Here is a 25,506-nt window from a genome sequence, read left to right on the forward strand (position 1 = left end):
TGGGAAAGTCTCACCTATGCCTGCACCGGCCGACATGGAGTAATAACGCACTTCATTTTCGGCCTAGGCGAGTGTGCGCAGCATGGATTTTCCCGTCCTTTCCCATCACGGTGGTACCCGCGGCGTTACCGGCTCCTGCCATCAACTGCACCTCGACCCGTCCACCAGCCTGCTGATCGACTGCGGCCTGGAGCAGGGCGCCGAGGCGGCACCAGGCGTAGCATCGGCACCGCTCGGTTTCGATGTGCAGGGCATCGAGGCCCTGGTTATCACCCATGTGCACCTTGATCACGTTGGCCGCATCCCGGCACTGCTGGCTGCCGGCTACCGTGGGCCCATCCTGTGCAGCGAGCCGTCCGCCCGGCTGCTGCCGCTGGTGCTGGAGGATGCCTACAAGCTGAGCATCAGCAGCGAGCCTGCCCATGTGGCGAGGTATCTCGATTTTGTCCGCGACCTGATCGTGCCTCTGCCTTTCGAACAATGGCGCACCTTGGTCGATCACCCCGGCCTCACCTGCCGCATTCGCCTGCAACGCGCCGGCCACCTGCTGGGTTCAGCCTATGTCGAATGCGACATGCAGCACGAACAAACCAACACCCGCTACGTGTTTTCTGGCGACCTCGGCGCCTGTGGCAACCCCTTGCTGCGCCCCGTACAGCCCCCGGAGCGGGCCGATGTGCTGGTACTGGAGAGCACCTACGGCGACCGCTTGCACCCGCCTGCAGGCGACCGTCAGCAGCGGTTGGAGGCGGCCATCGACCGCGCCCTGGCCGACCAGGGCACGCTGCTCATTCCGGCCTTCAGCCTGGGTCGCACCCAGGAGCTGCTGTACGAGCTCGAAGGCATTCTTCACCGCAAGGCCTTGCTGAACAAGGCCGGCCCGGCCCTCGATGGCGACCCGCTCGACTGGTCGCAGTTGCCTATCATCCTCGACTCACCCTTGGCCCAACGCATTACCGGCGTGTATCGCGAGTTGCATGACTATTGGAGTGCCGAGGCCCGGGCGCGCCTTGCCGAAGGGCGCGACCCGCTGGGTTTCAGCCAGCTGATCAGCGTGGACACCCACGCCCGCCACCAGCAGGTGGTCAATTACCTGAAGAGCACCGGTCGGCCGGCGATCGTGATTGCCGGCAATGGCATGTGCTCGGGCGGGCGTATTGTCAATTACCTCAAGGCCATGCTGGGGGACCCACGGCACGAGGTGATGTTTGTCGGTTACCAGGCCAAGGGCACGCCGGGCGCGGTGATACAGGCTAGCGAAGGGGCGGAAGGGTTTGTGCAGATCGACCTGGATGGGCAGATGTATGAGGTGCGCGCAAAAGTCGTAACCTTGCCGGGTTACTCTGGGCATGCGGATCAGGATGGGTTGGTGAGCTTCGCACTGGATGGTGCTGAAGCTGCCAGGAAGGTTGTGCTGGTCCACGGAGAAGCCCGGGCGAAAGCTGCGTTGGCCCAAGCGCTATGCAAGCGTGGCGGTAGAGGGGTCGACGTAACGGTTGCCTTGTAGCGGGCTGCAGGCCGTCGGCTTGTGGGGTGCTGGTGGAACTTTGTTGACGGTATCTTTCTCTTAGGTCGGATAAGTGCTAAAGCTGTAGGTCGTTTTGTGCGGTCTGCGGTGGGTGAGCAAAATGCCGCTACGCTTAGCTTCAGCAGGTCTTTTACGTCGGATCAGCTGCAGCCAAGGCTTAGCCTCGCTGCCATAGGAATCATGCAAATGGTCAGATCTAAGGAAAACGAGAACAAATGCCAAATGAACGTAGCCCCGGAGTCGAAAATGACGAAGTTGATGTTCTCGAGCTTTGGCATGTCTTGTGGAGTCGTAAACTGCTCATCCTTTCGTGCATTGTTTTAGTTACGGCAGCGGCTCTTGTTTATATCTCCTTCAAGACGCCGATGTACGAAGCCAAGTCTTTTATCTTGCCGCCGACCAAGAATGATATTGCCCAATTGAACTATGGACGCACCGAAGCGAGCGGCCTCGAAGCGTTCACGCCCAAAGATGTTTATGAGATTTACCTGCGTTCCCTGCAGTCTGAGGCCCTGCGACGCCAGTTCTTTCGCACGGTCTATTTGCCTAATTTGCCAGAGGTGGCCCGCCAAGGCTCTCAAGATGCACTTTATGACCAGTTTGGCAAGGTATTGACTGTGGGGCCGGTGACGGGAGATAGTGCCGAGCGCTTTCTGATCAGGGCGTTAAGTGACGACCCCAAGATGAGTGTAAAGTGGGTAACGCGTTTTTCCGAAATGGCCAGCGACCTTGCCAAAAAGACGCTGGTTGAAGATGCCGATACTGAAGTGAAGGTGCTGGTCAAGACTCTGGAGCAACAGATCCGCAGCGCAAGGGATGCGGCGCGCAAGCAGCGGGAAGATCAAATCGTCCGCCTTGAAGAGGCGCTGAAAGTTGCCAAGGCAGTGAGCCTGAGCAAGCCCCCCATCATTGCCAGTGGTATGAACACTGAAGTGTCTGGCGGTATGCAGGGCGCACTGACCTACATGCGCGGCAGCCAGGCCCTTGAGGCAGAGCTTGCAAACCTTCGCGCGCGGGAATCCGATGACCCTTTCGTCGCCGATTTGCGGGAGATCCAGGAGAAGCTCGACTTCTACCGCAACCTGCACTTGAACCCGGCCGTGATCGAGGTGTTTCAGCAGGATGGTGCCATTGAGGTGCCTGATAGTCCGGTCCGGCTTCGCAAGTTGCTCATTGTTGTAGGGGGCGTGTTCGCCGGGCTGGTACTCGGTGTGCTCTTGGCCGCATTTGCCCACCTGGTTTCGGCTGAAAGGGAGCGTCGTCTGGGGCGCGCTTGAGCTACTACCCCCGAGTCTGCATGCTGCGGGTAGAGTCGAATCGATAGTGATGAATTTTAACAAGAGGCTGGTTGCGTGAAGCTCATAGAAACAAATATCTCGGACGTAGTCGTTTTTGAGCCTACCGTTTTCGAGGACGACAGGGGCTGGTTCTATGAGTCTTATAGCGAGCCTAAGTTCCATGCGTTGCTCAGTGCGCAAGGTATTACGCTTCCTCCTTCTTTTGTTCAGGAGAATTGCTCTCTATCCAAAAAGGGGGTGATGCGCGGCTTGCACTATCAACTTTATCCTTTTGCCCAAGGCAAGTTGGTAAGTGTGGTTCAGGGCGCGGTGTTCGACGTGGCAGTGGACATTCGAAAAGGTTCTCCTACCTTCGGGCAGTGGGTAGGCATGGAGCTATCGGCGGCCAACCGCAAGATGATGTGGGTGCCTGAAGGCTTCGCCCATGGTTTCATCGCCCTGGAAGAAGATACGGTGTTCCAGTACCGCACGACCAATGTCTACTCCAAAGAGCATGAACGCAGCATTGCCTGGAATGACCCGGACTTGGCTATCGAATGGCCGCAGGTGGAGGGGCTGCTGATCAGTGACAAGGATGCGATAGCGCCAACCCTTGCCGAGGCTGACTTGCCACCTTTGATCCTGAAGGGGCAGGCGGAAGACTTGGTACTGCCGATCATCGGTGATGATCGCGGGAGTCTGATCAGCATCGAAAAGGCGTTGAATATCCCGTTTGCCATCCGTCGCGTCTACTACATCTTCGGTACCAAGGCCGGCGTCAGCCGCGGTTTTCATGCCCACCGGGATCTTCAGCAACTGATCATCTGCCTGGCCGGCAGTTGCCGCATGACCCTCGATGACGGTACCGGCCGGGTTGACCATATGCTTGATGCCCCGCAGAAAGCCCTGCTGATCAAGAATATGGTCTGGCGTGAAATGCATGATTTCAGTGAAGACTGTGTGCTCATGGTCATCGCCAGTGAAACCTACGATGAGCGTGATTACATCCGCAGTTATGATGACTTCAAGAGGCTGATCGCCCATGCCTAGTATTCATGCCCTGGCCGATGTACAAACCGACGCCATCGGTGAAAAAACCAGAGTCTGGCAATATGCAGTCATCCTCAAAGGTGCGCGAATTGGCAGCAATTGCAACATTTGCGCCCACACCCTGATCGAGGGAGGGGTTGTAGTCGGGGACAACGTCACTGTGAAAAGTGGTGTGTTTCTGTGGGAGGGGCTCGTGATCGAGGACAATGTCTTCATTGGCCCCAATGCTACATTCACCAATGACAGGGTGCCGCGCTCCAAGTGCTACCCCGAAGCGTACGAAGTCACGGTGCTGAGGGAAGGCTGCAGCATCGGGGCGAATGCGACATTGCTCCCGGGCGTCACGATTGGTCGACATGCCATGGTAGGTGCTGGCGCCGTAGTGACAAAGGATGTACCTGATTACTGCGTGGTAGTGGGTAATCCGGCAAAAGTAATAAGGGAGCTAGAGCATGGTTGATTTCCTGAATCTGAAGGCCGTAAATAAACAGTACCGCGACGAACTGTTGAAGGCGTGCGCCGATGTCATCGACTCCGGCTGGTACATCGGCGGTAGCGCCCTGGCCCGCTTTGAAAGCAACTTTGCCGCTTATTGCGGTACCGCTCATTGCATTGGCGTGGCAAACGGCCTTGATGCACTAACGCTGACCTTGACTGCCTGGAAGCAACTGGGGCGTGTGAAGCAGGGTGATCAAGTCATCGTCCCGGCCAATACCTATATTGCGAGCGTGCTGGCAATCACCGCCAGTGGGTTGGAACCTGTGCTCGTCGAGCCGAGCCCTGCAACGTTCAATATTGATCCTTCCCTCATTCGTCAGGCTATTACCGACAAGACCCGCGTCATCTTGCCGGTGCACCTGTATGGGCAGATTGCAGACATGAAGGCGATCAACGAGATTGCCGCCGAGTACGGTTTGCTGGTGCTCGAAGACTCGGCCCAGGCTCACGGTGCCTCAATCGATGGCAAGCGAGCGGGGAACTGGGGGGATGCCTCAGGCTTCAGCTTCTATCCGGGCAAGAATCTGGGGGCGCTCGGCGATGCCGGCGCGATCACCACCTCGGATGCCGAGTTGGCGGAAGTGCTGCGCGCCCTCAGAAACTACGGTTCCCATGAGAAGTACAAGAACTTGTACGTCGGTGTGAACAGTCGTTTGGATGAGATACAGGCGGCTATGCTGGACGTAAAACTCAAGTATCTCGATGAAGAAATCAGCAAGCGTCGGCATATCACCACGTGCTACCGCGCAGGCATTCGCAATGCTCATATCGTCCAGCCGCAAAGCAGCGTTGCCGAGGAGCATGTCTGGCATCTGTATGTAGTGCGCACGGCGTACAGAAACGCGCTGCAGCAACATCTTCGCGAGCAGGGTGTGCAGACGCTGGTTCACTACCCGATCCCGCCTCACAAGCAACAGGCTTACCGCCAATACAACGGTTTGAGCCTGCCGCTGACTGAAATTATTCATGATGAAGTGCTCAGCCTGCCTGTGGACCCCACCATGAGCGACGCGGATATCCAGAAGGTCATCGATGCCTGCAACAGTTTTACTGTGTCCGGGCAATAATTCATGACGTTGATCAAGACCAGTCTGCTGAATGCTATTGCTGTTGTTGTAAAGATGGCGACATTGCTGGGGCTCAACAAGGTGCTGGCCCTTTATGTAGGGCCAGCGGGTTATGCGGCGATCGGGCAATTGCAGAATGCCGTGACCATGTTCACGACACTGGCCAGCGGCGCTGTAAGCACCGGGGTAACCAAATACACCGCGGAGTTTGCTGATCGGCCGGACGAACAACACAGGATCTGGCGAACTGCCGGGACGCTGTCACTGCTGGTTTCGTGTGTATTGGCAGCGCTGATCGTGGCCTTGCGGGCACCTTTGGCAGGCTGGTTTTTCAACGATGAAACATTCGCACCGGTGTTGGTTTGGTTTGCCGCTACCTTGGTATTTTTTGCCTTCAACTCGTTGCTGCTGGGCATTCTGAACGGCAAGAAAGACGTTCAGCGCTACGTGCTCGCCAATATTCTCGGCAGCCTGATATCGCTGGTGGTAACCTGTGCACTGACCATCAGGCTGGGGTTGTACGGTGCTCTGGTTTCGCTGGCCGTGTACCAGTCGTTGAGCTTCGTGGCCACCTTGGTCATCTGCATACGCACGCCATGGTTCCGCCTCACTGATTTCATCGGGGCGCTGGACAGGCAGTCCCTGTCACGGCTGGCAAAGTTTGCTCTGATGGCCGTGGTGACAGCGTGCTCTCTGCCCATTTGCCATGTGTTCATCCGGGATTACCTGGGGGCGGAATTCGGCTGGGATTACGCAGGTTACTGGGAGGCCATGTGGCGGTTGAGCACGGCCTATCTCATGCTGATCACCACGACGCTTGCGGTCTACTACCTGCCAAGGCTCTCGGAACTTTCCGATGCGGGTGAACTTCGTCGGGAAATCATCCAGGGATACAAGCTCATCCTGCCCCTGACCATTGCTGCCGGTCTGGTTATCTACCTGCTCAGGGACTTCATCATTCATGTGCTGTTCTCGGAGTCATTCCTGCCCATGCGTGAGTTGTTCGCATGGCAGATGGTCGGAGACAGCCTGAAGGTAGTCAGTTGGCTGATGGCCTATCTGATGCTCGGCAAGGCACTTACCCGCTTGTATTTGGTTACCGAAGTCTTCTCGACGCTTTCGCTGTACGCACTGACTGTCTATTTCACTCAGCTGTGGGGGTATGAAAAAGTTACCCTTGCATACGCGGCAAACTACCTGTTGTACGGAGTCATGATGTATTTCTCGGTATTCCGTCGTTTGCACATTATTGTTGGCGATACGGCGCGGAGCTGAGTAGATGAAGGACGTCATCGAACAGTTGCATGGACGCATTCTTGGCGCTGAACCGGCCCAGGCTTTGGTGCAGGCGCAGGTCTATGGGGCATTACTCTGGGCGGTGGACCTGGGTATTTACGATGCCATCGTGCTGGAGCGCGAATTGGTGACCCGGTGCGCCAGCCGGGTAACGCTGCCGACCGCCAGCGGCGTATCACGCGGCTGCCTGCATGTGGTCAGCGAGCCCTATATGCAAGGCGGGCATACCCGGCTGATGGAGCGCCTGGCCCACATGCACGAAGGGCCTGTGGACCTGCTGGTGGCGCGCAGCGCCAAGCCCCAGGTGCTCGAACGCCTGGCGGGCTATTTCGCCCATATCGAGGTGGCACGCGGCGATGACCCGTGCGCCCGCCTCCAGTCCATCGTCGACACCCTGGCCCAGTACGACAAGGTTGTGCTGCACATCCATCCGGACGACATCATCACCACCGTCGCCTGCGGCTTGTTGAAGCAGCAGCGTGGCGTCGCGCTGACGGTGTATTTCGTCAACCACGCCGACCATGTGTTCAGCTTTGGCGCGTCGGTGGCCGATGTGTACTTCGAGATCAGCGCCTACGGGCACCACCTGGACAAGAAGAAGCACCTCACCTGCCAGAAGAGCTTCCTGGCGATCCCGATCGAGACCAGCGGCGCCAAAGTGCCGGATGCCGTGCCAACCCACGAGCGAATCAAGGTGTTCAGCGCCGCCTCGGCGGCCAAGTACAAGCCCCACCGCGGCCTGGACATGCGCCCGTCGATCACGGCGATTCTCGAACGTTTCCCCAATGCCGAATGCTGGATCATCGGCGCCAATCCCCTGACCAACACTTGGTGGTGGACAGTGAAGTTGCGCTACCCCAAGCGCTTCTTCATCCGCCGTCACCTGCCGTACAAGGACTACTTGGCCTTTGCGGAAAAAGCCGACTTCTACCTGGACAGCTACCCTATACCCGGTGGCACGGCGTTCGCTGAACAGTTGCTCAAGGGCCGGCGTTGCGTGGGGTTGGTGGCGCCTATCCAGGGCTACTCCCCCGCAGACAGCCTGAAGGTGGCCAGCGTTGACCAGCTGCTGGCGAGCATTGCACAGCCCCGGCCCAGTGCCCCGGTGGTGGAAGCGGTGCAGCGGGTCAACTCGTTGGAGGCGGTGAAAGCGCGTTACCTGGCCTGCATCGAGCGGGGCGAATACAGCGAGAACGAACTGGCAGCCATGCTGCCGTGGACGGGCAACCTGGATTTCATGAAACCGACAGGTAAGGTCACTAGCATGATCCCTGCGGAAGTCTTCGACGCCCTGTGCCGCATAGACACGAACCTGGCGTTGCGAACGCTGCTTTCCTACGCCTGGGTGCCGAGAATCAAGCTCTTGATCAAGGTCACGCTGTACCGGCTGGCCAGGCTGACCAGAGCGCGAGGGTGAGTGTGATCAGGATCTTTATCGGCGTGCTGTTCTGCCTGCTGTTCTTCAGCGACTTCGTCGTGTTGACGCTGGGGCTGGGCAGCGTGTTTGCCGGTTGGCGAGAAATGATCAGCCTGCTGATGATCATGTGGCTGCTGTTGCGGGCGCTGGCCAGCATCACGGCGCGTGGCATGGTCAACCTCGAAGTAGGGCGGTGGTTGCTGGTCGTGCTGTTCTTTGTCTTCCTGTACCTGCTGTTCGGCGACCTGAGCGCGTCATCGGTGCGCATGTTCCGTGCACTGGCCGTGCCGGTGTTCGTCGGCATGGCGGTGGCCGTCTGGGCGCAAGCGGTGTCGACCGAGAAGAAGCTGCGCCATGTGTACTGGTCGGTGTTGGCCATGAGCGTGCTCACTGGCGTGTATGCGTTGTACCAGTACCTGACCATCGTCTCGGCCGAGCAGTTCTGGTACTGGCCGCTGCTTACCGCCAAAGGCTATGAACTGCAACCCTACAACTCTATGCGTGACGGGCTGCCGCGGGTTTCCGGCTTCTTCACTGGCACGCTGGAATTTTCTGCAGTAATCCTCAACACCGCCGCCATGACACTGGCCGTGTTGCTCAGCGGGCGTAACTGGTCGTTGATCCGGCGCCTGCTGCTGATTGCGGCCTTCCTGCTGCTGTGCGGGCTGATTGTGATCGGCTCGGTGCGTACGGCAATGATCGGCCTGGTGTGCATCTGCTCGATGCTGGTGGTGGCCCGGGTACTGCGCACGGCCTGGCTGATCTCGCTGCTGGGCTATTTGCAGTTCGTTGGCCTGACCGTGGCAATTTTCGCCTACCTGTCGATGGGCTACACCCAGGATTTGTCGGCGCTGGACCGCGAGCGCCAGTGGCTGCACATGTATGAGGTGCTGAGCGCGCACCCCATGGGCTATGGCTTTGGCGCGGTAGGCCCGGGCCAGCCGCACTGGTTCGATTCGTTCTGGCTCAACCTGCTGGCCACCTGCGGTTTGGTCGGCCTGCTGATCATGGCCGGGTTGATCCTTTGGTATCACAAGCTGGTGACGATCGTCGTCCGGGACAGGCCCCATGCCAGCTCCTGGAAAAACGGCCTGGGCAACTTCGTGATTGCCAGCTACCCGTTCTTCCTGAGCTCGTTCTTTTTCCAGTCCTATACGAACAGTGTTGTCCTCTACATTTTCGCGATCGTGGTGATGGTGATCATTGGTGAAAACAGAAGAACAAAAGTTGAGCTTGGCAGTACTGATCGTTCTGTATCGGAAAACTAGCCAGGACTCGATTGCCCTGCAGTCGCTGCTCGCACAGCAGGCGCTGCTGCATGACGAGGGCATCGACCTGCAACTGTACGTCTGGAACAACTCCCCCGGCGTGGCGCAGCCGTGCCCGGGCGTACGCTGGCACGAGGCGGACAACCAGCGGCTGTCGGTGGTCTACAACCAGGTGGCCGAACAGGCGTTTGCCGCCGGGGTCGATCTTTTCATGATTTCGGATGACGACACCAACTACTCGAACATCCGCCTGTCCAGCTGCCTGGCGCAGATCGGCAAGGTGCGCCAGGCACCGGGTGGCGACCAGGTGGGCGTGTTCATGCCCCGGCTGATCAGCCATGGGCAACTGGTTAGCCCCGGCAAGCGCTGGCTGTTCATGGGCCGCCTCACGCCCAACGTGGCCCCTGGGCTGGTGGACTCGAAAAACCTGTTGGGCATCAACAGCGGCCTGATTTTCACCCGCGAGTGCTTCCAGCGCATGACGCCGTTCTATGACGAGCGGTTGCGCTTCTATGCCACCGATACCGACTTTTTCATCCGCTACGAGGAGTATTTCCCAAAGGCCTGCGTGCTGGATGTGGAGATTGCCCACGACCTGTCCGAGCACAGCGCCGATACCCCCGAGCGTGCCTTGTTCCGCTTCGAGGAAATGATCCACGGGTTGCGTATCAGCTTTCATTCCCACGGCCTGCTGGAGCGCATCCTGCTTGACCTGTACCTGGTCTATGCGGCCATTCGCAAAGCGGTGGCTTACCGCCGTCCGGCCTTCGTCAAGGCCTTGTTTACCCAGGTGAGGGCTGTGAAATGATGCATGCCTTGCTCGAAAAACTGGTGCTGCTGATTAAAAAACGCCCATTGGTGGTCGACCGGCGCATCTCGTCGGGCTACCTGCTGGGGCTGTTCGTGACTAAGCTGCTGATGGCCTGCCGCGGTATGATCCGCCTGCGCCGACGGCGCCTGGCGTTCATTGGCTCGGGAGTAACCTTGAAGGAAGTGGGCAAGATCGAGTACGGCCCAGGGCTGGTCATCGACCAGGGCTGTTTCGTCGATGCCTTGTCCAATGACGGCATCCGCTTCGGCACCGCCGTGTCGCTGAACAAGCACATCATCATCGAGTGTACCGGTAGCCTGGCCAACATTGGCAAGGGCCTGGTGATTGGCGACAACGTCGGTCTGGGTGCAGGCTGCTTCCTGGGCTGCGCCGGTGGCATCGAGATTGGCAGCGACACAATCATCGGCAACTTTGTCAGCTTCCATTCGGAAAACCACAACTTCGAAGACCCAGTGCAACCTATCCGACTGCAGGGCGTGAGCCGCCAGGGCATCAAGGTGGGCCGCAATTGCTGGATCGGTGCGAAGGTGACCGTGCTCGATGGCGCTGTGATCGAAGACGGCTGCGTGTTCGCCGCAGGGGCGGTGGTGGCCGCGGGCGTGTACCGCAAGAATTCGATTTATGGTGGCGTGCCGGCCAAGTTCATCAAGGCGCGCGTGGCGGAAGAAGGGGTGGCATGAAAACGTTGCACTTTGTCCATCTGCTGAATGACTACAGTGGTAGCCCGCGGGTACTGAACCAGACCATCACCGCGCTGCAGCAACATGGCGCTGACTGCACCCTGCATGTGGGCAGCAGCGGCCACGGCGTGCTCGACGAACTGCAGGTACGCACCTGCAAGTTTGCCTACAAGCGTTTTGACAACCGCTGGCTGACCTTGCTGGCGTATGCCGGATCGCAGGTGGCGCTGTTCTTCAGCCTGTTGTGCCAGGTGCGGCCGGGGTCGGTCGTACTGGTGAACACCATGCTGCCCTTTGGTGCAGCCTTGGCCGCCCGTTTGCGTGGCGCCAAGGTGGTTTACCACGTGCATGAAACCTCCATCCGGCCTGCGCTGCTCAAGGCGTTCTTGCGTCGGGTGATTGCCGGTTGCGCCAGCAAGGTGGTCTACGTATCGAAGTACCTGCAGGTACAAGAAGACGTGGCTGGCGTGCCTGCAGTGACCGTGTACAACGGTCTGGCCGAGGGCTTTCAGCAGCAGGCGATGGCCACGCCGTACCAGCACTTGCACGACGGCCGCTTCAATGTACTGATGCTGGCGTCGTTGAAAGGCTACAAGGGGGTGGACGAATTTGTTGCCCTTGCCACGGCACTGGCCGCGGACCCTGTGCTGAAGTTCACCCTGGTGCTCAATGCCAGCCCGCAGGAAGTGGACGCCTACTTCGCCGGCAAGGCTCTACCGCAAAACCTCATGCTCAGCCCGGCCAGTGCCGAGGTGGCGAAGTTCTACCGCAATGCCAGCCTGGTGCTGAACCTCTCCCATGTGGATGGCTGGGTCGAAACCTTTGGCCTGACCATTCTCGAGGCGATGGCCTTCGGCATCCCGACTATCGTGCCCCCGGTAGGCGGCCCGGTCGAACTGGTCAGCGACGGGGTAGAGGGTTACCAGATCGATTCGAAGAACCATGAACAACTGGTGTGCACCGTTGCGCGCCTGTCGCAGGACCCAAAAGTGTGCCAGGAGCTGTCCGAGCGCGCACGCAGGAAAGCGAGTGAGTTTTCCACCGCCAACTTCCAGAAGAATATCGTGATGGTGTTTGATGACTTATAAGATTGCAGTGATTGGTACGGTCGGTTTACCCGCCCAATACGGGGGGTGGGAAACATTGACCGAACAATTGGTGCGCAACCTGCCGGGTGACTGCGAACTCACCGTGTATTGCAGTGCGCCGCATTACCCCCAGCGTCCGAAGTTTTTCGAGCGCGCCCGCCTGGTCTACCTGAACCTCAAGGCCAATGGCGTGCAAAGCATTCCGTACGATGTACTGAGCATGCTGCATGCCTACCGCAAGCATGACCTGATGTTGATTCTGGGGGTTTCCGGCTGCATTGCCCTGCCATTCATGCGCCTGCTGACCCGCAAGCCTATCGTGGTGAACATTGACGGCTATGAATGGAAACGCGCCAAGTGGTCCAACTTCGCCCGCTGGTTCCTGAAGTTGTCCGAAGCGGTGGCTGTGCGTTTTGCCCATGCGGTCATCACCGACAACAAGGTGCTGCAGGAATATGTGACCGCCGAATACAACAAGCCTAGCGAACTGATTGCCTACGGTGGCGACCAGGCCCGGGCCGGCGAGCCAACCGAGCAAGCCCGCCAGGCTTACCCGTTCCTTGGTGCGCCCTATGCCTTTACGGTGTGCCGCATCGAGCCAGAGAACAACATCCATGTCATTCTCGAGGCCTTCGCCGGCTCTGGCATGCCGCTGGCGATCATCGGCAACTGGAATCACAGCGAATATGGCGTGCAACTGCGCAAGCAATACGAAGGTGTAAGCAATATTCACCTGCTGGACCCGATCTACGACGTGGAGCAACTGAGCCCGCTGCGCAGCAATGCCACGGTGTACCTGCATGGCCACAGTGCCGGCGGCACCAACCCTTCGCTGGTCGAAGCCATGTGGCTGGGCCTGCCGGTGGTAGCCTTCGATGTGTCGTTCAACCGCGCTACCACCGAAGACCAGGCGCTTTACTTTGCCGACAGCACCTCGCTGCGCAACCACGCCCAGGCACTGTTTGCCGATGAGGGCGCCCGTGCGCAACTGTCTGCGCGCCTGCACGAAATTGCCAACCGCCGTTACCGCTGGTCGGTGGTGGCAGACCAATACCGCAGCGTGTTCACCCGCCTGCTGGGCCGGGCGGGGAGAGGTTGATGGCCGGGCAAGGCAACGTGCAACGGCCGGGTATCCTCATCACCGGCGGTAGCGGTTTTGTCGGCAAGGTGTTGCTGCAGCGTCTTGCTGCGGACACACGCTGGGCACCGCGCGCACTGGTGCGGCAGTCGCCTGGCCAGCGGCTGGCTGGCGTCGATTACCGGCCATTCAGCGAGTTGGCGGCGGTAGAGGTGGCGTCCGGGCATTTCGAGCAGGTCGACACCGTAATCCACCTGGCCTCCCGTGTGCACGTAATGCAGGAAACCGCCGCCAACCCGCTGGCCGAATTCCGCCGGGTAAACGTGGAAGGCACCCTGAGCCTGGCCCGGGCCGCTGCCCAGGCCGGCGTGCGGCGCTTCATATTTGTAAGCTCGGTGAAGGTGAACGGCGAAACCACTGACGGCCGCCGGCCCTTCACCGCCGACGAAGCCCCCGCGCCTTCGGACCCGTACGGCATCTCCAAGCGCGAAGCCGAAGACGGCCTGCGCCAACTGGCGGCTGAAACCGGACTGGAAGTGGTGATCGTGCGGCCGGTGCTGGTGTATGGCCCTGGCGTGAAAGCCAACTTCCGCAGCATGATGAACTGGCTGAGCAAAGGCGTGCCGCTGCCGTTTGGCGCCATCCACAACAAGCGCAGCCTGGTGGCGCTGGACAACCTCGTGGACCTGCTGGTGACCTGCATCGACCACCCGGCCGCCGCCAACCAGACTTTTTTGGCCAGCGATGGCCACGACCTGTCCACCACCGAACTGCTGCAACGGCTGGGCAAGGCGCTGGGCAAGCCCGCCAGGTTGCTGCCGGTGCCCGCCGCCTGGTTGAAGGGCGCGGCCACCTTGGCCGGCAAAGGCGGGCTGGCCCAGCGCCTGTGCGGCTCGTTGCAGGTAGACATTGGCAAAACCCGTGAACTGCTGGGCTGGCAGCCCCCGCTGGATGTCGACCAGGCACTGCGGGCCACGGCACTCAACTTTTTGAAAGAGCAAGACAAATGACGGCATGGTGGCTCATTCCCCTGGTCGCAGGGGCATCCCTGCTCTTGACCGCAGCGCTGCGGCGCTACGCCCTGAACAAACAGATCATCGACGTGCCCAACGCGCGCAGTTCGCACACCGTGCCTACTCCACGGGGTGGCGGTGTGGCCATTGTGCTGAGCTTTCTGGGCTGCCTGCCGCTGCTGGGCCTGGCCGGTGCAGTGCCGTTGCCGACGCTGGTCGCCATCGGCGGGGCAGGGGCACTGATCGCGGTAATCGGCTTCATGGATGACCATGGACACATCGCCGCCCGCTGGCGCCTGCTCGGCCACTTCGCCGCAGCCGGCTGGATGCTGTACTGGCTAGGCGGCCTGGCGCCGGTGCTGGTGTTTGGTTTTACCCTGGACCTGCAGTGGTTCGGCTACATCCTGGCCGCGCTCTACTGTGTGTGGATGCTCAACCTGTATAACTTCATGGACGGCATCGACGGCATCGCCAGCGTCGAAGCGGTGACTGCCTGCCTGGGCATGGTGCTGCTCTCGGCCCTGGCCGGTGCGCCGCAGCTGATGGCGCTGCCGCTGTTGCTGGCCGCAGCCACGCTCGGCTTCCTGTTCTGGAACTTCCCGCCGGCCAGGATCTTCATGGGTGACGCCGGTAGCGGCTTTCTCGGCATCGTATTGGCGGGCCTGTCGCTGCAGGCGGCCTGGGCCGCGCCACAGTTGTTCTGGTGCTGGCTGATTCTGCTGGGCGTTTTCGTCGTCGACGCCACCTTCACCCTGATCCGCCGCCTGTTGCGCGGTGACAAGGTGTACGAAGCGCACCGCAGCCACGCCTACCAGTTCGCCTCGCGCCACTACGGCAAGCACCTGCCGGTGACTCTGGCGGTGGCCGCGCTCAACCTGTTCTGGCTGCTGCCGATAGCCCTGTGCGTGCTGTTGCTTGGTCTGGACGGCGTGTGGGGCGTGATCATCGCCTACCTGCCATTGGCATTTCTGGCCGTGCGCTGGCGCGCCGGCGAACTCGAACACTAGCTAGAGTGATAGAAAGAAGACGCTAGACATGTCACTTTGTAAAGCTCTCAGAGGTTCTATGGATAAGCTGCGCTCAAGACTGCTTGGACTACCTCGGCGCCACAAGCGGGCGATCCAGGTAGCGACTGATGTCATTCTGGTCTGGTTTGCGCTGTGGCTGGCGTTTGTCGTGCGCCTGGGCATCGATGACCTGGCCAACCCTGTCCGTGACCACACCTGGTTGTTCATCACTGCACCGATCATCTCGATCCCGCTGTTCATCCGCTTTGGCTTGTACCGGGCAGTGATGCGCTATTTCGGCAATGACGCACTGATCGCCATCATCAAGGCCGTGACGCTGTCGGCGCTGATCCTCGGCTTCATCATCTACTGGGCCAGCAACCACCAGAACGTGGTGCCGCGCTCGATCACCTTCAACTACTGGTGGCTGAGCCTGATCATGGTCGGCGGCCTGCGTCTGGCCATGCGCCAGTACTTCCTGGGTGACTGGTTTGCCACTGCCGTGCAGCACGTGCCCTTTGCCAACCGCGACGATGGCCTGCCACGGGTGGCCATCTATGGTGCCGGCTCGGCCGGTAACCAGCTGGTGGCGGCGCTGCGCATGGGCAAGGCCATGCGCCCGGTCGCCTTCATCGACGACGATGCCAGCATCACCGACCGGGTTATCGCCGGCCTGCAGGTGTACCAGCCGGAACAGCTGCAACGCATGATCGACGACACCGGCGCCGAAGAAATCCTGCTGGCGTTGCCCTCGGTCAGCCGCAGCCGCCGCCGCGAAATCCTCAACCTGCTGGAAGGCTACCCGCTGCACGTGCGCAGTGTGCCCGGCTTCATGGACCTGGCCAGCGGCCGGGTCAAGGTGGACGACATTCAGGAAGTGGACATTGCCGACCTGCTGGGCCGCGACGCGGTGCCGGCACAAGGCGACTTGCTACAGCACTGCATCATCGACCAGACGGTGATGGTGACCGGTGCCGGCGGCTCGATCGGGTCCGAACTGTGCCGCCAGATCCTCGGGCAGGCGCCGCGCACCCTGCTGTTGTTCGAGCACAGCGAATTCAACCTGTACACCATTGCCAGTGAGCTGGAGCAGCGCATTATCCGCGAAGGCCTGGCCGTGCAGTTGATCCCCATCCTGGGCTCGGTACGCGACCAGGCCAAGATGCTCGACGTCATGCGCGCCTGGCAAGTGGACACCGTGTACCACGCCGCGGCCTACAAGCACGTGCCAATTGTCGAGCACAACATTGCCGAAGGCCTGTCGAACAATGTGTTCGGTACCCTGTACACCGCCCAGGCGGCGCTGCAGGCCGGCGTTGCCAACTTCGTGCTGATTTCCACCGACAAGGCCGTGCGCCCGACCAACGTGATGGGCAGCACCAAGCGCCTGGCCGAAATGGTGCTGCAGGCCCTTAGCCGCGAGGTGGCGCCGGTACTGATGGGTGACACCGGCAATGTCTCGCAGGTGAACAAGACCCGCTTCACCATGGTGCGCTTCGGCAACGTGCTAGGCTCGTCGGGCTCGGTCATTCCGCTGTTCCACAAGCAGATCAAGGCCGGCGGGCCGCTGACCGTGACCCACCCGAAAATCACCCGCTACTTCATGACCATCCCCGAGGCCGCGCAACTGGTGATCCAGGCCGGCTCCATGGGGCAGGGCGGTGATGTGTTCGTGCTGGACATGGGCGAGCCGGTGAAGATCGTAGAGCTGGCGGAAAAGATGATTCACCTGTCCGGCTTCAGCATCCGTTCCGAGCGCAACCCGCTGGGCGACATCGCTATCAACTTCACCGGCCTGCGCCCGGGCGAGAAGTTGTACGAAGAGCTGCTGATCGGCGACAACGTGATTGCCACGCGACACCCCATGATCATGAGCGCCAACGAGGACTACCTGCCCTGGGATGTGTTGAAGCAGCGCCTTGACGCCCTGCGCGCGGCGACTGCGGCGGATGACTTTGCCACCGTACGCCAGCTGCTGCGCGACACCGTGAGCGGCTATGTGCCTGGTGGGGAAATTGTGGATTGGCTGTACCAGCGCCGGCGCATGGAGCCCTGAGCACTGAGTACTGAACCCTTATAAGAGCAGGTGTTGCCGGTAGCGCAACACCAACATGAACTTCAAACGTTGTGAAGTTTGAACGCGGGAAATGGGAAGAACTGAACGATGACTATTCTGGTAACTGGTGGTGCGGGTTTCATTGGCGCGAACTTCGTCCTGGACTGGCTAGCCGGCAATGACGAGCCCGTGGTCAACCTCGACAAACTCACCTACGCAGGCAACCTGCAAACCCTGAGCAGCCTGCAGGACGACAAGCGTCATATCTTCGTGCACGGCGATATCGGCGACTCCGAACTGGTTGCCCGCCTGCTCGAGGAGCACCAGCCGCGTGCGATCGTCAACTTCGCTGCCGAGTCCCACGTGGACCGCTCGATCCACGGCCCGGAAGACTTCATCGAAACCAACATCGTCGGCACCTTCCGCCTGCTGGAAGCCGTACGCGCCTACTGGGGCGGCCTGGATGAACAGGCGCGCCAGGCGTTCCGCTTCCTGCATGTGTCCACCGACGAAGTGTACGGTTCTCTGGGCGCCGGCGACCCGGCCTTTACCGAGACCCACCAGTACCAACCCAACAGCCCGTACTCGGCCAGCAAGGCCGCCAGCGACCACCTGGTGCGCTCGTATCACCATACCTACGGCCTGCCGGTGCTGACCACCAACTGCTCGAATAACTACGGCCCGTACCACTTCCCGGAAAAACTCATCCCGCTGATGATCGTCAACGCCCTGGCCGGCAAGCCGTTGCCGGTGTACGGCGACGGCCAGCAGATTCGCGACTGGCTGTACGTCAAGGACCACTGCAGCGCCATCCGCCGCGTGCTGGAAGCCGGTAAAACCGGCGAGGTGTACAACGTGGGCGGCTGGAACGAAAAGCCCAACCTGGAAATCGTCAACCGCGTGTGTGCCCTGCTGGACGAACTGCGCCCACGCGCCGACGGCAAGCCCTACGCCGAACAGATCACCTACGTGACCGACCGCCCCGGGCATGACCGCCGCTACGCCATCGATGCCCGCAAGCTCGAGCGCGAACTGGGCTGGAAGCCTGCCGAAACCTTCGAAACCGGCATTCGCAAAACAGTGGCCTGGTACCTCGACAATCAGGAGTGGGTGCAGAACGTGCAGTCTGGCAGCTACCGCGACTGGGTCGAGAAAAACTACGCAGGGCGCTCGGCATGAAGATTCTGCTACTGGGCAAGGACGGCCAGGTAGGCTGGGAACTGCAACGCAGCCTGGCCCCGCTGGGCCAGCTGCTGGCGCTGAATTCCCGCAGCCAGGCACACTGCGGCGAGCTGGCCAACCTGCCGGGCCTGGCCGAAACCGTGCGTGCCTACACCCCCGATGTAATCGTTAACGCCGCCGCCTACACCGCCGTGGACAAGGCGGAAAGCGACCGCGAGCAAGCCTTCAAGGTAAACGCCGACGCCGTCGGCGTGCTGGCCCGTGCTGCCGCCGATTGCGGCGCACTGCTGGTGCATTACTCCACCGACTACGTGTTCCCGGGGCAGGGCACCCAGGCCTGGCGCGAAGACGACGCCGTCGGCCCGCTGAATGCCTATGGCGAAAGCAAGCTGGCAGGTGAACAGGCCATCCAGGCTGCCGGTTGCCAGCACCTGATCTTCCGCACCTGCTGGGTGTATGCCGCACGCGGCAACAACTTCGCCAAAACCATGCTGCGCCTGGCTGCGGAACGCGAAAGCCTGGGTGTGATCGACGACCAGCATGGCGCCCCAACCGGTGCCGAACTGATCGCCGATATCACCGCCCACGCCATCACCGCCACCCGCCGTGACCCGGCCTTGGCCGGGCTGTACCACCTGGCGGCGGCCGGCGAAACCACCTGGTGCGGCTACGCCCGTTACGTGCTGCAGCAGGCAGAGGCCCTGGGTGTGCCCTTGAAAGCCCATGCCGAGCAGGTCAACCCGTTGACCACCGATGCCTACCCGACCCCGGCCAAGCGGCCGGCCAATTCGCGTCTGGACACCCATAAACTGCAGAAAGCCTTTGCCCTGACCCTGCCAGACTGGCGCCTGGGTGTGGCTCGCATGCTTACGGAAATACACGAGAAATGACCACTATGAAGCGTAAAGGCATCATTCTGGCGGGCGGGTCGGGTACCCGTCTGCATCCGGCGACCCTGGCAATTTCCAAGCAACTGCTGCCGGTGTACGACAAACCGATGATCTATTACCCGCTGACCACCCTGATGTTGGCGGGTATCCAGGACATTCTGATCATCTCCACCCCGCAAGACACCCCGCGGTTCGAGCAACTGCTGGGTGACGGCCATCAGTGGGGCATCAATATCAGCTACGCCGTGCAGGCCTCGCCAGATGGCCTGGCACAGGCCTTCCTGATTGGTGAGGATTTCATCGGTAACGACCTGTCGGCGCTGGTGCTGGGCGACAACATTTATTACGGCCACGACTTCCAGCAACTGCTGCGCAACGCCATGGACCGCGGCGAAGGCGCCAGCGTGTTCGCCTACCACGTGCACGACCCCGAACGTTACGGCGTGGTGGAGTTCGATGGTCAGGGCAAGGCGATCAGCCTGGAAGAAAAACCGGCCAAGCCGAAATCCAGCTATGCCGTGACCGGGTTGTACTTCTACGACAAGGACGTGGTCGAGATTGCTAAAGGCATCAAGCCGTCTGCGCGGGGCGAGCTGGAGATTACCGATTTGAACCGGGTGTACCTGGAGCAGAACCGGTTGTCGGTAGAGATCATGGGGCGCGGATATGCCTGGCTGGATACCGGGACGCATGATTCGTTGCTGGAGGCTAGCGGGTATATTGCGACCATTGAACGCCGGCAGGGGTTGAAGGTGGCTTGCCCGGAAGAGGTGGCGTACAGGCAGGGGTGGATTGGGGCGGAGCAGTTGCTGAAGCTGGCTGAGCCGTTGGCCAAGAATGGGTATGGGCAGTATTTGAAGAGGTTGGTGCAGGATAGGGTTTATTGAGTCTTATGCAGACGCCCTGAGTAGAGAAGCACTCCGTTAATCTCTGCAAGTTAGTGATTGATGGAACGCTTAATATGCAACGGAGTGTGCACCCTCACCGTGCCAGGCCTTCGTAGCCTTGCATTTGGAAGGTCAATGGTAATTGCCTTTTGCATGGCCCAGCCATGCAAAAGGCTATGTGTCGTTAATTCTGGCTGTCTAGGCTGGGTTTTAGAGTTGTGAACTGGAAGGCCTTGAACTATTGGGGCATTGCGTCAGTCAGGAATAAAACCCCCTCTTGCGAGGGGGCACTTAGCTTTATGACTGGTGTGCACTAACTACAGTGCTCAAAATATTTGGCATTTTCTCGTACAACTTAAGCGATCCTGTTGTGCTCAGGTGTCCAGGGTCTCGATAGATCGGGACACCATCGATGATCGTCTTGCACGAATTGGCATCGCAGAGCACGTCGGACAGGTAGATCACTTTGGCACCCAAAGTGGTCTCTGCGTACTTCATGAGGTTGAGCACGTTCTTGTGGGATCGCTCGAACAGCTTTCTGTCGAGCAGACATTTGTTGGACTGATTGAGCGATGGGTTGACCATCTCGCCCTGAATGCAGCTCACAATGGTGTTGTTGAGTGGCGGTGGCGGAGCAATGATTACCACCTGCTTGCCCAGTGCTTTCAGCTTCTCAACGACCACTTGCATATCCTTCATGGCGCGCTCTGGGGTCGACTTCGCAATTTGCATTGCTCCATTGGCGTCGAAGGAAATCGACTCATAGGAGTCATGCATGTACTGTCCATACGAGCCCGCCAGGATAACGGTCTTGATCGTCGGGGTTTCGCTGATGAATTTGAAGGCGCTGTCGTTAAAACCGACACATTGGCGCGCCTGCTCTTCGAAGTTGCTCCGTTTGGTGTTCGGCGCTGTGTTCAGGAAGGGTGCGCATGAACTGCGGGTGGCCTGGCGGATGTCGATTTTCTGTGATTGAGCCATCCCTGGGATGTTGTGCATCGCGTAGGAGTCCCCCCACACGATGATCTTCGGGTCTTGCGAGGTTCGGCACTTCTCAGTGTCTTTATAGATGTTAGTGCCACAGGAACGGTCAAGGCCGTAGTTCGGCGCGAACAACTTCTCGATCTTTTCAGCCGATTGGACCTTCAGGAACGCGTGCGAGAGGCCGAACAGTGCCAGGGTCAGGGCAGGGAACACGACCAACGAAGGCTTGAAGCCGTACTGCATCTTCCGGAACGGCTCTTCCACCAGGTGGTACAGCGCGAGGGCCGACGCCAACGATGCGGCCAGCAGGGTCGCTTTCACCGTCATGCTTTCAGTACTGATTGTGGCGTTTGCGATCGCGATAATTGGCCAGTGGACCAGGTACAGCGAGTAGGAAATATCGCCGGCCTTCTTGATGGGAAGTGTCCACGTTTGGCCGTTGAGTTGTCGGTGGTTCGCCAGCAGGACGATGGCCGTTGCAAAGCACACCACCACGGCGTCCAGGCCAGGATGCGACAGGCCAGAGTTGACGAACGGTGAAACCAGCAGTACGGCGAAGGCAGGAATAGCCAGCTTTGATGTGACGCTCTTGACGACGGTGCTGTGCACGAGCATCGATGCGATGCTACCAATCAGAAGTTCCCAGGCCCGGGTGGGGAGAAGATAAAATGCAGCCGACTGATTGCTCGCTGACAGGTACAAGCAGCCAACGAAGCTGACAATGGCAAGCGCTATCAGAAGCTTGCGCCAGTGCTTGGCTGGGGTGAAGGCCAAGAGCGCAGGGACGAAGAAGTAGAACTGCTCTTCAACCGCGAGCGACCACATATGCAGTAATGGTTTGGTCGCCGACTCAAGGTCGAAGTAGCCGGCTTGGCTCATCAGTACAAAGTTAGTGGAAAAGGAGAGTGCGCCGATAATCTGCTGTTTTAGAGATTCTATCTGCATGGGTGGCAGTAAGAGTTTTGCGGCGATGATGGTCGCAAAAATTGTTACGAAAGAAGCGGGCAGCAAACGCTTTGCTCGCCGAAGATAGAACTGCTTGAAGGAAAAGCTGTCGCGTTCAAGTCCCTTTGAAACGATCGATGTAATCAAGAATCCAGAGATTACAAAGAATATGTCTACCCCTAGATATCCATATTGGAAGCCAGGAATAGCCAAATGTTCAAGAACGACGAATAAGACAGCAAGCCCGCGTAAGACCTGAATATCAACCCTGATTGTAGACATCTCATTCCCGGTTTGGATTTTTGCGAAAGGTGCAAATTATATCCATAACCCATGCCATTACCAAGCCGGATGCGGGGCATTTTTAAAATGCTAGCTAAGGCGGAGTCGCCGTAAATCTAAATAGTAGGCTGAATCTGCTTGCCTTCTTCGATGGTTTGGCTGTGCTTCTTGACCTATGCACCATAGCGCAGTGCACGGGCTATGCCCGCCAGCCATTACAACCTCGGTTGCAACGCGAGACGTAGTGGTCAGCACAGCCAGTTACCACGCAGCTGTGTCAGGTGGCCAGCCGACGTAATGCTTGCTGCTACGCATTGATCAACGCGTAGTCGAAACGGCACGCCTACAGGATCTGGGGACCGCTAAGATGTGCTCACACCTAAGTGGGGATTTGGTGTTTTGAACACCATACCGAGGCTTGTGCCTCCGCGTCCCTTGGGAGATCGCGGTTGCGGTGCTGCTCGCCTGAACATCCTGTTAGGCAGAATTCTTGGCGAATTGATCGGGGGAGCGGTCGCCTATGTCAAGGGCTAAGCCGACCAAAATACCGTGATATGATCGGCCTGACTCTTGGCTATTATTCAGAGCGTTCTAGATCTTTTGCGATGCATTGAGCGGAGACTTTTTCTTCTTTTGGGTCTTGATAGAAAGCCACAACGGTTATTTCCCCTGTAGTCTCGGGGATCGGGAAGCGCGCGGACTGTGAGGTTTCATACCAGCGTGCAGCATGACGATTGCCGTCAATGAGTAGGTAAAATGCAAATTTGCCACTTTCGTGTATTTTTCCATCCACAACAAGTGAGCAGTGCGCGAAGACATCGCTCTTGGTTTTGTAAGCGGCAACAGTGACTTTAGCACCGTCGGAAACGAGTGGCGAAGCGTTTGCCAATGATTCTTTGCTTATCGGTTTTGTGTGCTTATCGGAGGCTGTTTCTGTGCTCAGTAAAGCCAAAGCTTCTTTATAATAGCGCTCGCTATAATGGAAGGGGGATATACCCCAGCGGTGCGTTTCGTCCGCAGTCAAAATATCGGGTGAGAACTGCAGGAACTGGTCTTTTCCGAGCTTTTTCTCGAGCTCATTGTACATCCAATCTAGTTCTTGGTTGGCTTTCTCGGTGGCTGCAAGGGTTACCGGGAATTCTGTATCACTCGAGTGTTCAAACTGGCTAGCCCAGTAGACTTTATTGATGACTACGGAGTTTAACTTGCCATGCGATTCCAACAGGTCCAGGAATTTTTGCATTCCTTGAAGCCATAGTTCACGACGCTCTTTCGAAGCGTGCTTGATCAGTCGGTATCCACTGACGGAACTGTCCGCCAGCAAACCACTCTCAGCAAGTTCGCTTGAGTTAGTGATAATATGCCCAGTTGGTAGGGCGACCAAATCGAATCTTTCATCGATCAGATCTATCAATATCACATCGGCACTGCTTAGGTTTTCCGTCTCAGTGAGTATTTGCTTGGAAAAATCGTACGCAACCATGCGTCGCCGAAACGCTGAAGCTATGCGATTGAGCGCTTCTTCATTTTCGTAAGGGTCGCTACACAGCGAGGCCATTGAGGAGCGTGCGAAGTAAGCCGTTAACTTAAAGTTCCGGTTTTCCTCTAGGTTGAATATATCTCTAGATACACAGCTACCGTAAATCATTAAGTTCTTGAGCACAGTTTACTTCAGCCTTCTATACTTTTGATTTATATAAGTGGGTATGCATCCCGCTCCGCCAGGCCGCTCCTTGGATCCAGTCACCAAGCGTCCCGGCTGCAAAGGAAGCCTTGGGTGCTAGGTGTAACTGAAGAACCATTATCCATAGACAGATTCAGGAATGCAACGTGCGGATTTCTTGGCCCCTTCGTTCAGGGATTACCATGAACATGCGCCGAAATGGATCCAATAAGAATCGCTAGATATATGAACTTTTTTGGCTTGAAGGTGTCGCTGAGCGATCATGTGCGCAGGACCATTGCAAGACAGGGTGTGCTCAAAATGAGAGGCATTTTGTGATCTTCGTCACATAAATGGAGCTTGGGCAAGCTCCGCGCCTGCACACCTTGCTTAGGCGGAATGAAAAGGCTTAAGCGGAAGTTTCAGTATTGCAGCTATCGAGAGACTCATGGCAGGCGCTGATGCGCTATAGTCAATGCTAGGCTTTCTTTAACGGGCTATAGAATTCGAGGGCAGCCTTTCTTCCCGTCAGGTAGGTATCCCCCTCGCAGTCTTTGATGGATGTTATATAGAACTCCTCAAAGATTTTGGCGGTTGCCTTCAGTGCTTCGTCGTCGGTCGCTTCGGCAATCTGTTTTGCCAAGTGCACTGCTCTCGTTTGGCCATAATCTGGAAGTGCTACGGCTTCAATGGAATAGGAGAAATACTTATTCTCAAATATCTGCTTACTCAAGTTCTTCGACATCGTAAGTAAAGATTGCTCGATGGTTTTGTCCACAAAGCTCAGGCCTGTAAGCTTACGGTATTTCATGAGTGTAATGATTGCGCCTATGTGGCCATTGTAGACACGAAAACGCATGTTTCCATTTTCCTGCATTTCGGTGCCAAGTTTTTTCAGGTACTCAATTTCGTTTTCTTGAGGCGTGAAAACATATTCATAAAGCCAAAGATCGCCTTGTGAGTCCTCTTCCGATAGTTTAATTGTTATGTCTTTGGATGTGATTGTGCGGATTAGTCTGAAGGCCTTGCTCAGGTACTTTTCATCTTTGGTTGTCTCGTAAAGTCGCATGTATCCATACGCTGTATAGGCGTTCATGAAGGCGCCATAGAAAGGTTTCTTCATTGTTGCCCAGTACATGGGGAATGCAAAATCATTTCTTATGTAGGCATGATCCTCTATTGTTTCGGTATAGATGCTAGCCGCCAGATCAAGATAATCGATTTGATCGCGCATGGCCTTTGATAAGCCGTGTTTCCTGGATGAAGCATCTAGCGCGCATGCATTGATGGCGAAAGCGAATGGATTGAATGGCTGGTGGTAGTCGGTGACGTATTTTTCCGGCCATGACCTGAATAGATCAAGATGATGCTTGGGCTGCCAGTCGGTTCTGTTTGGGCCGGTGCTCATCGCCCTGTCGAACCAGTCGTTTGTCAATGCTTCGTAATGAATCTTCATGGGTCTCTATCCTGCGCCCAATGTGTAACGGCCAGTGAAATTCTGGTGTCCTTACATATCCG

Annotated in this window: 21 protein-coding genes and 1 pseudogene; 19 read left to right on the forward strand and 3 right to left on the reverse strand. The window is 58.2% G+C overall.

The window, feature by feature from the left end:
* Positions 1-82 precede the first annotated feature (82 nt).
* From CAY82_RS12930 to rfbA, 19 genes and pseudogenes are all read left to right on the forward strand, one after another.
* Complete coding sequence (locus CAY82_RS12930; RefSeq protein ID WP_087501614.1) at positions 83-1,507, forward strand: MBL fold metallo-hydrolase RNA specificity domain-containing protein; 1,425 nt, start codon at positions 83-85, stop codon at positions 1,505-1,507.
* A gap of 236 nt (positions 1,508-1,743) precedes the next feature.
* Positions 1,744-2,805, forward strand: coding sequence for an LPS O-antigen chain length determinant protein WzzB (locus CAY82_RS12935; RefSeq protein ID WP_087501543.1), 1,062 nt, complete (start codon positions 1,744-1,746; stop codon positions 2,803-2,805).
* A gap of 75 nt (positions 2,806-2,880) precedes the next feature.
* Positions 2,881-3,441 (forward strand): annotated as a pseudogene (gene rfbC / locus CAY82_RS27065) (dTDP-4-dehydrorhamnose 3,5-epimerase); the annotation flags it as partial.
* A 27-nt stretch (positions 3,442-3,468) separates the two neighbouring features.
* Entirely contained in the window at positions 3,469-3,855 is a 387-nt protein-coding gene (locus CAY82_RS27070; RefSeq protein ID WP_223998121.1) for an FdtA/QdtA family cupin domain-containing protein, read from the forward strand.
* The gene (locus tag CAY82_RS12945; RefSeq protein ID WP_087501545.1) at positions 3,848-4,315 is read left to right on the forward strand and encodes an acyltransferase; all 468 of its coding nucleotides are present in this window, start codon (positions 3,848-3,850) and stop codon (positions 4,313-4,315) included. The genes CAY82_RS27070 and CAY82_RS12945 overlap by 8 nt, the downstream gene beginning before the upstream one ends.
* Positions 4,308-5,420, forward strand: a complete 1,113-nt coding sequence (locus CAY82_RS12950) for a DegT/DnrJ/EryC1/StrS aminotransferase family protein (protein ID WP_087501546.1) — start codon at positions 4,308-4,310, stop codon at positions 5,418-5,420. Before CAY82_RS12945 ends, CAY82_RS12950 begins: the two co-directional genes overlap by 8 nt.
* Before the next feature lie 3 nt (positions 5,421-5,423).
* A complete protein-coding gene (locus tag CAY82_RS12955) occupies positions 5,424-6,695 on the forward strand; it encodes an O-antigen translocase (protein WP_087501547.1) in 1,272 nt (423 codons plus the stop codon).
* Between the two features lie 4 nt (positions 6,696-6,699).
* Complete coding sequence (locus CAY82_RS12960) at positions 6,700-8,133, forward strand: hypothetical protein (protein ID WP_087501548.1); 1,434 nt, start codon at positions 6,700-6,702, stop codon at positions 8,131-8,133.
* A 2-nt stretch (positions 8,134-8,135) separates the two neighbouring features.
* Positions 8,136-9,401: a hypothetical protein gene (locus tag CAY82_RS12965; RefSeq protein WP_170931068.1), complete on the forward strand. Its 1,266-nt coding sequence runs from the start codon at positions 8,136-8,138 to the stop codon at positions 9,399-9,401.
* Entirely contained in the window at positions 9,361-10,209 is an 849-nt protein-coding gene (locus CAY82_RS12970) for a hypothetical protein (RefSeq protein WP_087501550.1), read from the forward strand. Before CAY82_RS12965 ends, CAY82_RS12970 begins: the two co-directional genes overlap by 41 nt.
* On the forward strand, positions 10,206-10,913 hold the full coding sequence (locus CAY82_RS12975) for an acyltransferase (protein WP_087501551.1): 708 nt from the start codon (positions 10,206-10,208) through the stop codon (positions 10,911-10,913). The genes CAY82_RS12970 and CAY82_RS12975 overlap by 4 nt, the downstream gene beginning before the upstream one ends.
* Entirely contained in the window at positions 10,910-12,001 is a 1,092-nt protein-coding gene (locus CAY82_RS12980) for a glycosyltransferase family 4 protein (protein ID WP_087501552.1), read from the forward strand. The genes CAY82_RS12975 and CAY82_RS12980 overlap by 4 nt, the downstream gene beginning before the upstream one ends.
* Positions 11,991-13,100 (forward strand): DUF1972 domain-containing protein, encoded by a 1,110-nt coding sequence (locus tag CAY82_RS12985; protein ID WP_087501553.1) that lies wholly within the window; start codon positions 11,991-11,993, stop codon positions 13,098-13,100. Before CAY82_RS12980 ends, CAY82_RS12985 begins: the two co-directional genes overlap by 11 nt.
* Positions 13,100-14,089 carry an SDR family oxidoreductase gene (locus tag CAY82_RS12990; RefSeq protein WP_087501554.1) on the forward strand — a complete coding sequence of 330 codons (990 nt, stop codon included), beginning with the start codon at positions 13,100-13,102 and terminating at the stop codon, positions 14,087-14,089. The genes CAY82_RS12985 and CAY82_RS12990 overlap by 1 nt, the downstream gene beginning before the upstream one ends.
* Positions 14,086-15,099: a glycosyltransferase family 4 protein gene (locus CAY82_RS12995; RefSeq protein ID WP_087501555.1), complete on the forward strand. Its 1,014-nt coding sequence runs from the start codon at positions 14,086-14,088 to the stop codon at positions 15,097-15,099. Before CAY82_RS12990 ends, CAY82_RS12995 begins: the two co-directional genes overlap by 4 nt.
* A 58-nt stretch (positions 15,100-15,157) precedes the next feature.
* Positions 15,158-17,155, forward strand: coding sequence for a nucleoside-diphosphate sugar epimerase/dehydratase (locus CAY82_RS13000; RefSeq protein WP_087501556.1), 1,998 nt, complete (start codon positions 15,158-15,160; stop codon positions 17,153-17,155).
* Positions 17,156-17,263: 108 nt separating this feature from the next.
* Positions 17,264-18,334, forward strand: coding sequence for a dTDP-glucose 4,6-dehydratase (rfbB, locus tag CAY82_RS13005; protein WP_087501557.1), 1,071 nt, complete (start codon positions 17,264-17,266; stop codon positions 18,332-18,334).
* On the forward strand, positions 18,331-19,227 hold the full coding sequence (gene rfbD / locus CAY82_RS13010) for a dTDP-4-dehydrorhamnose reductase (protein ID WP_087501558.1): 897 nt from the start codon (positions 18,331-18,333) through the stop codon (positions 19,225-19,227). The genes rfbB and rfbD overlap by 4 nt, the downstream gene beginning before the upstream one ends.
* Before the next feature lie 5 nt (positions 19,228-19,232).
* Positions 19,233-20,114 carry a glucose-1-phosphate thymidylyltransferase RfbA gene (gene rfbA / locus CAY82_RS13015; RefSeq protein WP_087501615.1) on the forward strand — a complete coding sequence of 294 codons (882 nt, stop codon included), beginning with the start codon at positions 19,233-19,235 and terminating at the stop codon, positions 20,112-20,114.
* 297 nt (positions 20,115-20,411) lie between these two features.
* Here the strand turns inward: rfbA and CAY82_RS13020 are convergent, their stop codons facing one another.
* The 3 genes from CAY82_RS13020 to CAY82_RS13030 all read right to left on the reverse strand — a co-directional run bounded on the left by CAY82_RS13020 (position 20,412) and on the right by CAY82_RS13030 (position 25,444).
* Complete coding sequence (locus CAY82_RS13020) at positions 20,412-22,325, reverse strand: acyltransferase family protein (RefSeq protein WP_087501559.1); 1,914 nt, start codon at positions 22,323-22,325, stop codon at positions 20,412-20,414.
* Between the two features lie 577 nt (positions 22,326-22,902).
* On the reverse strand, positions 22,903-23,988 hold the full coding sequence (locus tag CAY82_RS13025) for a DUF6270 domain-containing protein (protein ID WP_087501560.1): 1,086 nt from the start codon (positions 23,986-23,988) through the stop codon (positions 22,903-22,905).
* 478 nt (positions 23,989-24,466) lie between these two features.
* Positions 24,467-25,444, reverse strand: coding sequence for a D-glucuronyl C5-epimerase family protein (locus tag CAY82_RS13030; protein ID WP_087501561.1), 978 nt, complete (start codon positions 25,442-25,444; stop codon positions 24,467-24,469).
* Positions 25,445-25,506 lie beyond the last annotated feature (62 nt).

The sequence above is a fragment of the Pseudomonas sp. SID14000 genome (assembly GCF_002165135.1).
Classification (GTDB): Bacteria; Pseudomonadota; Gammaproteobacteria; order Pseudomonadales; family Pseudomonadaceae; genus Aquipseudomonas.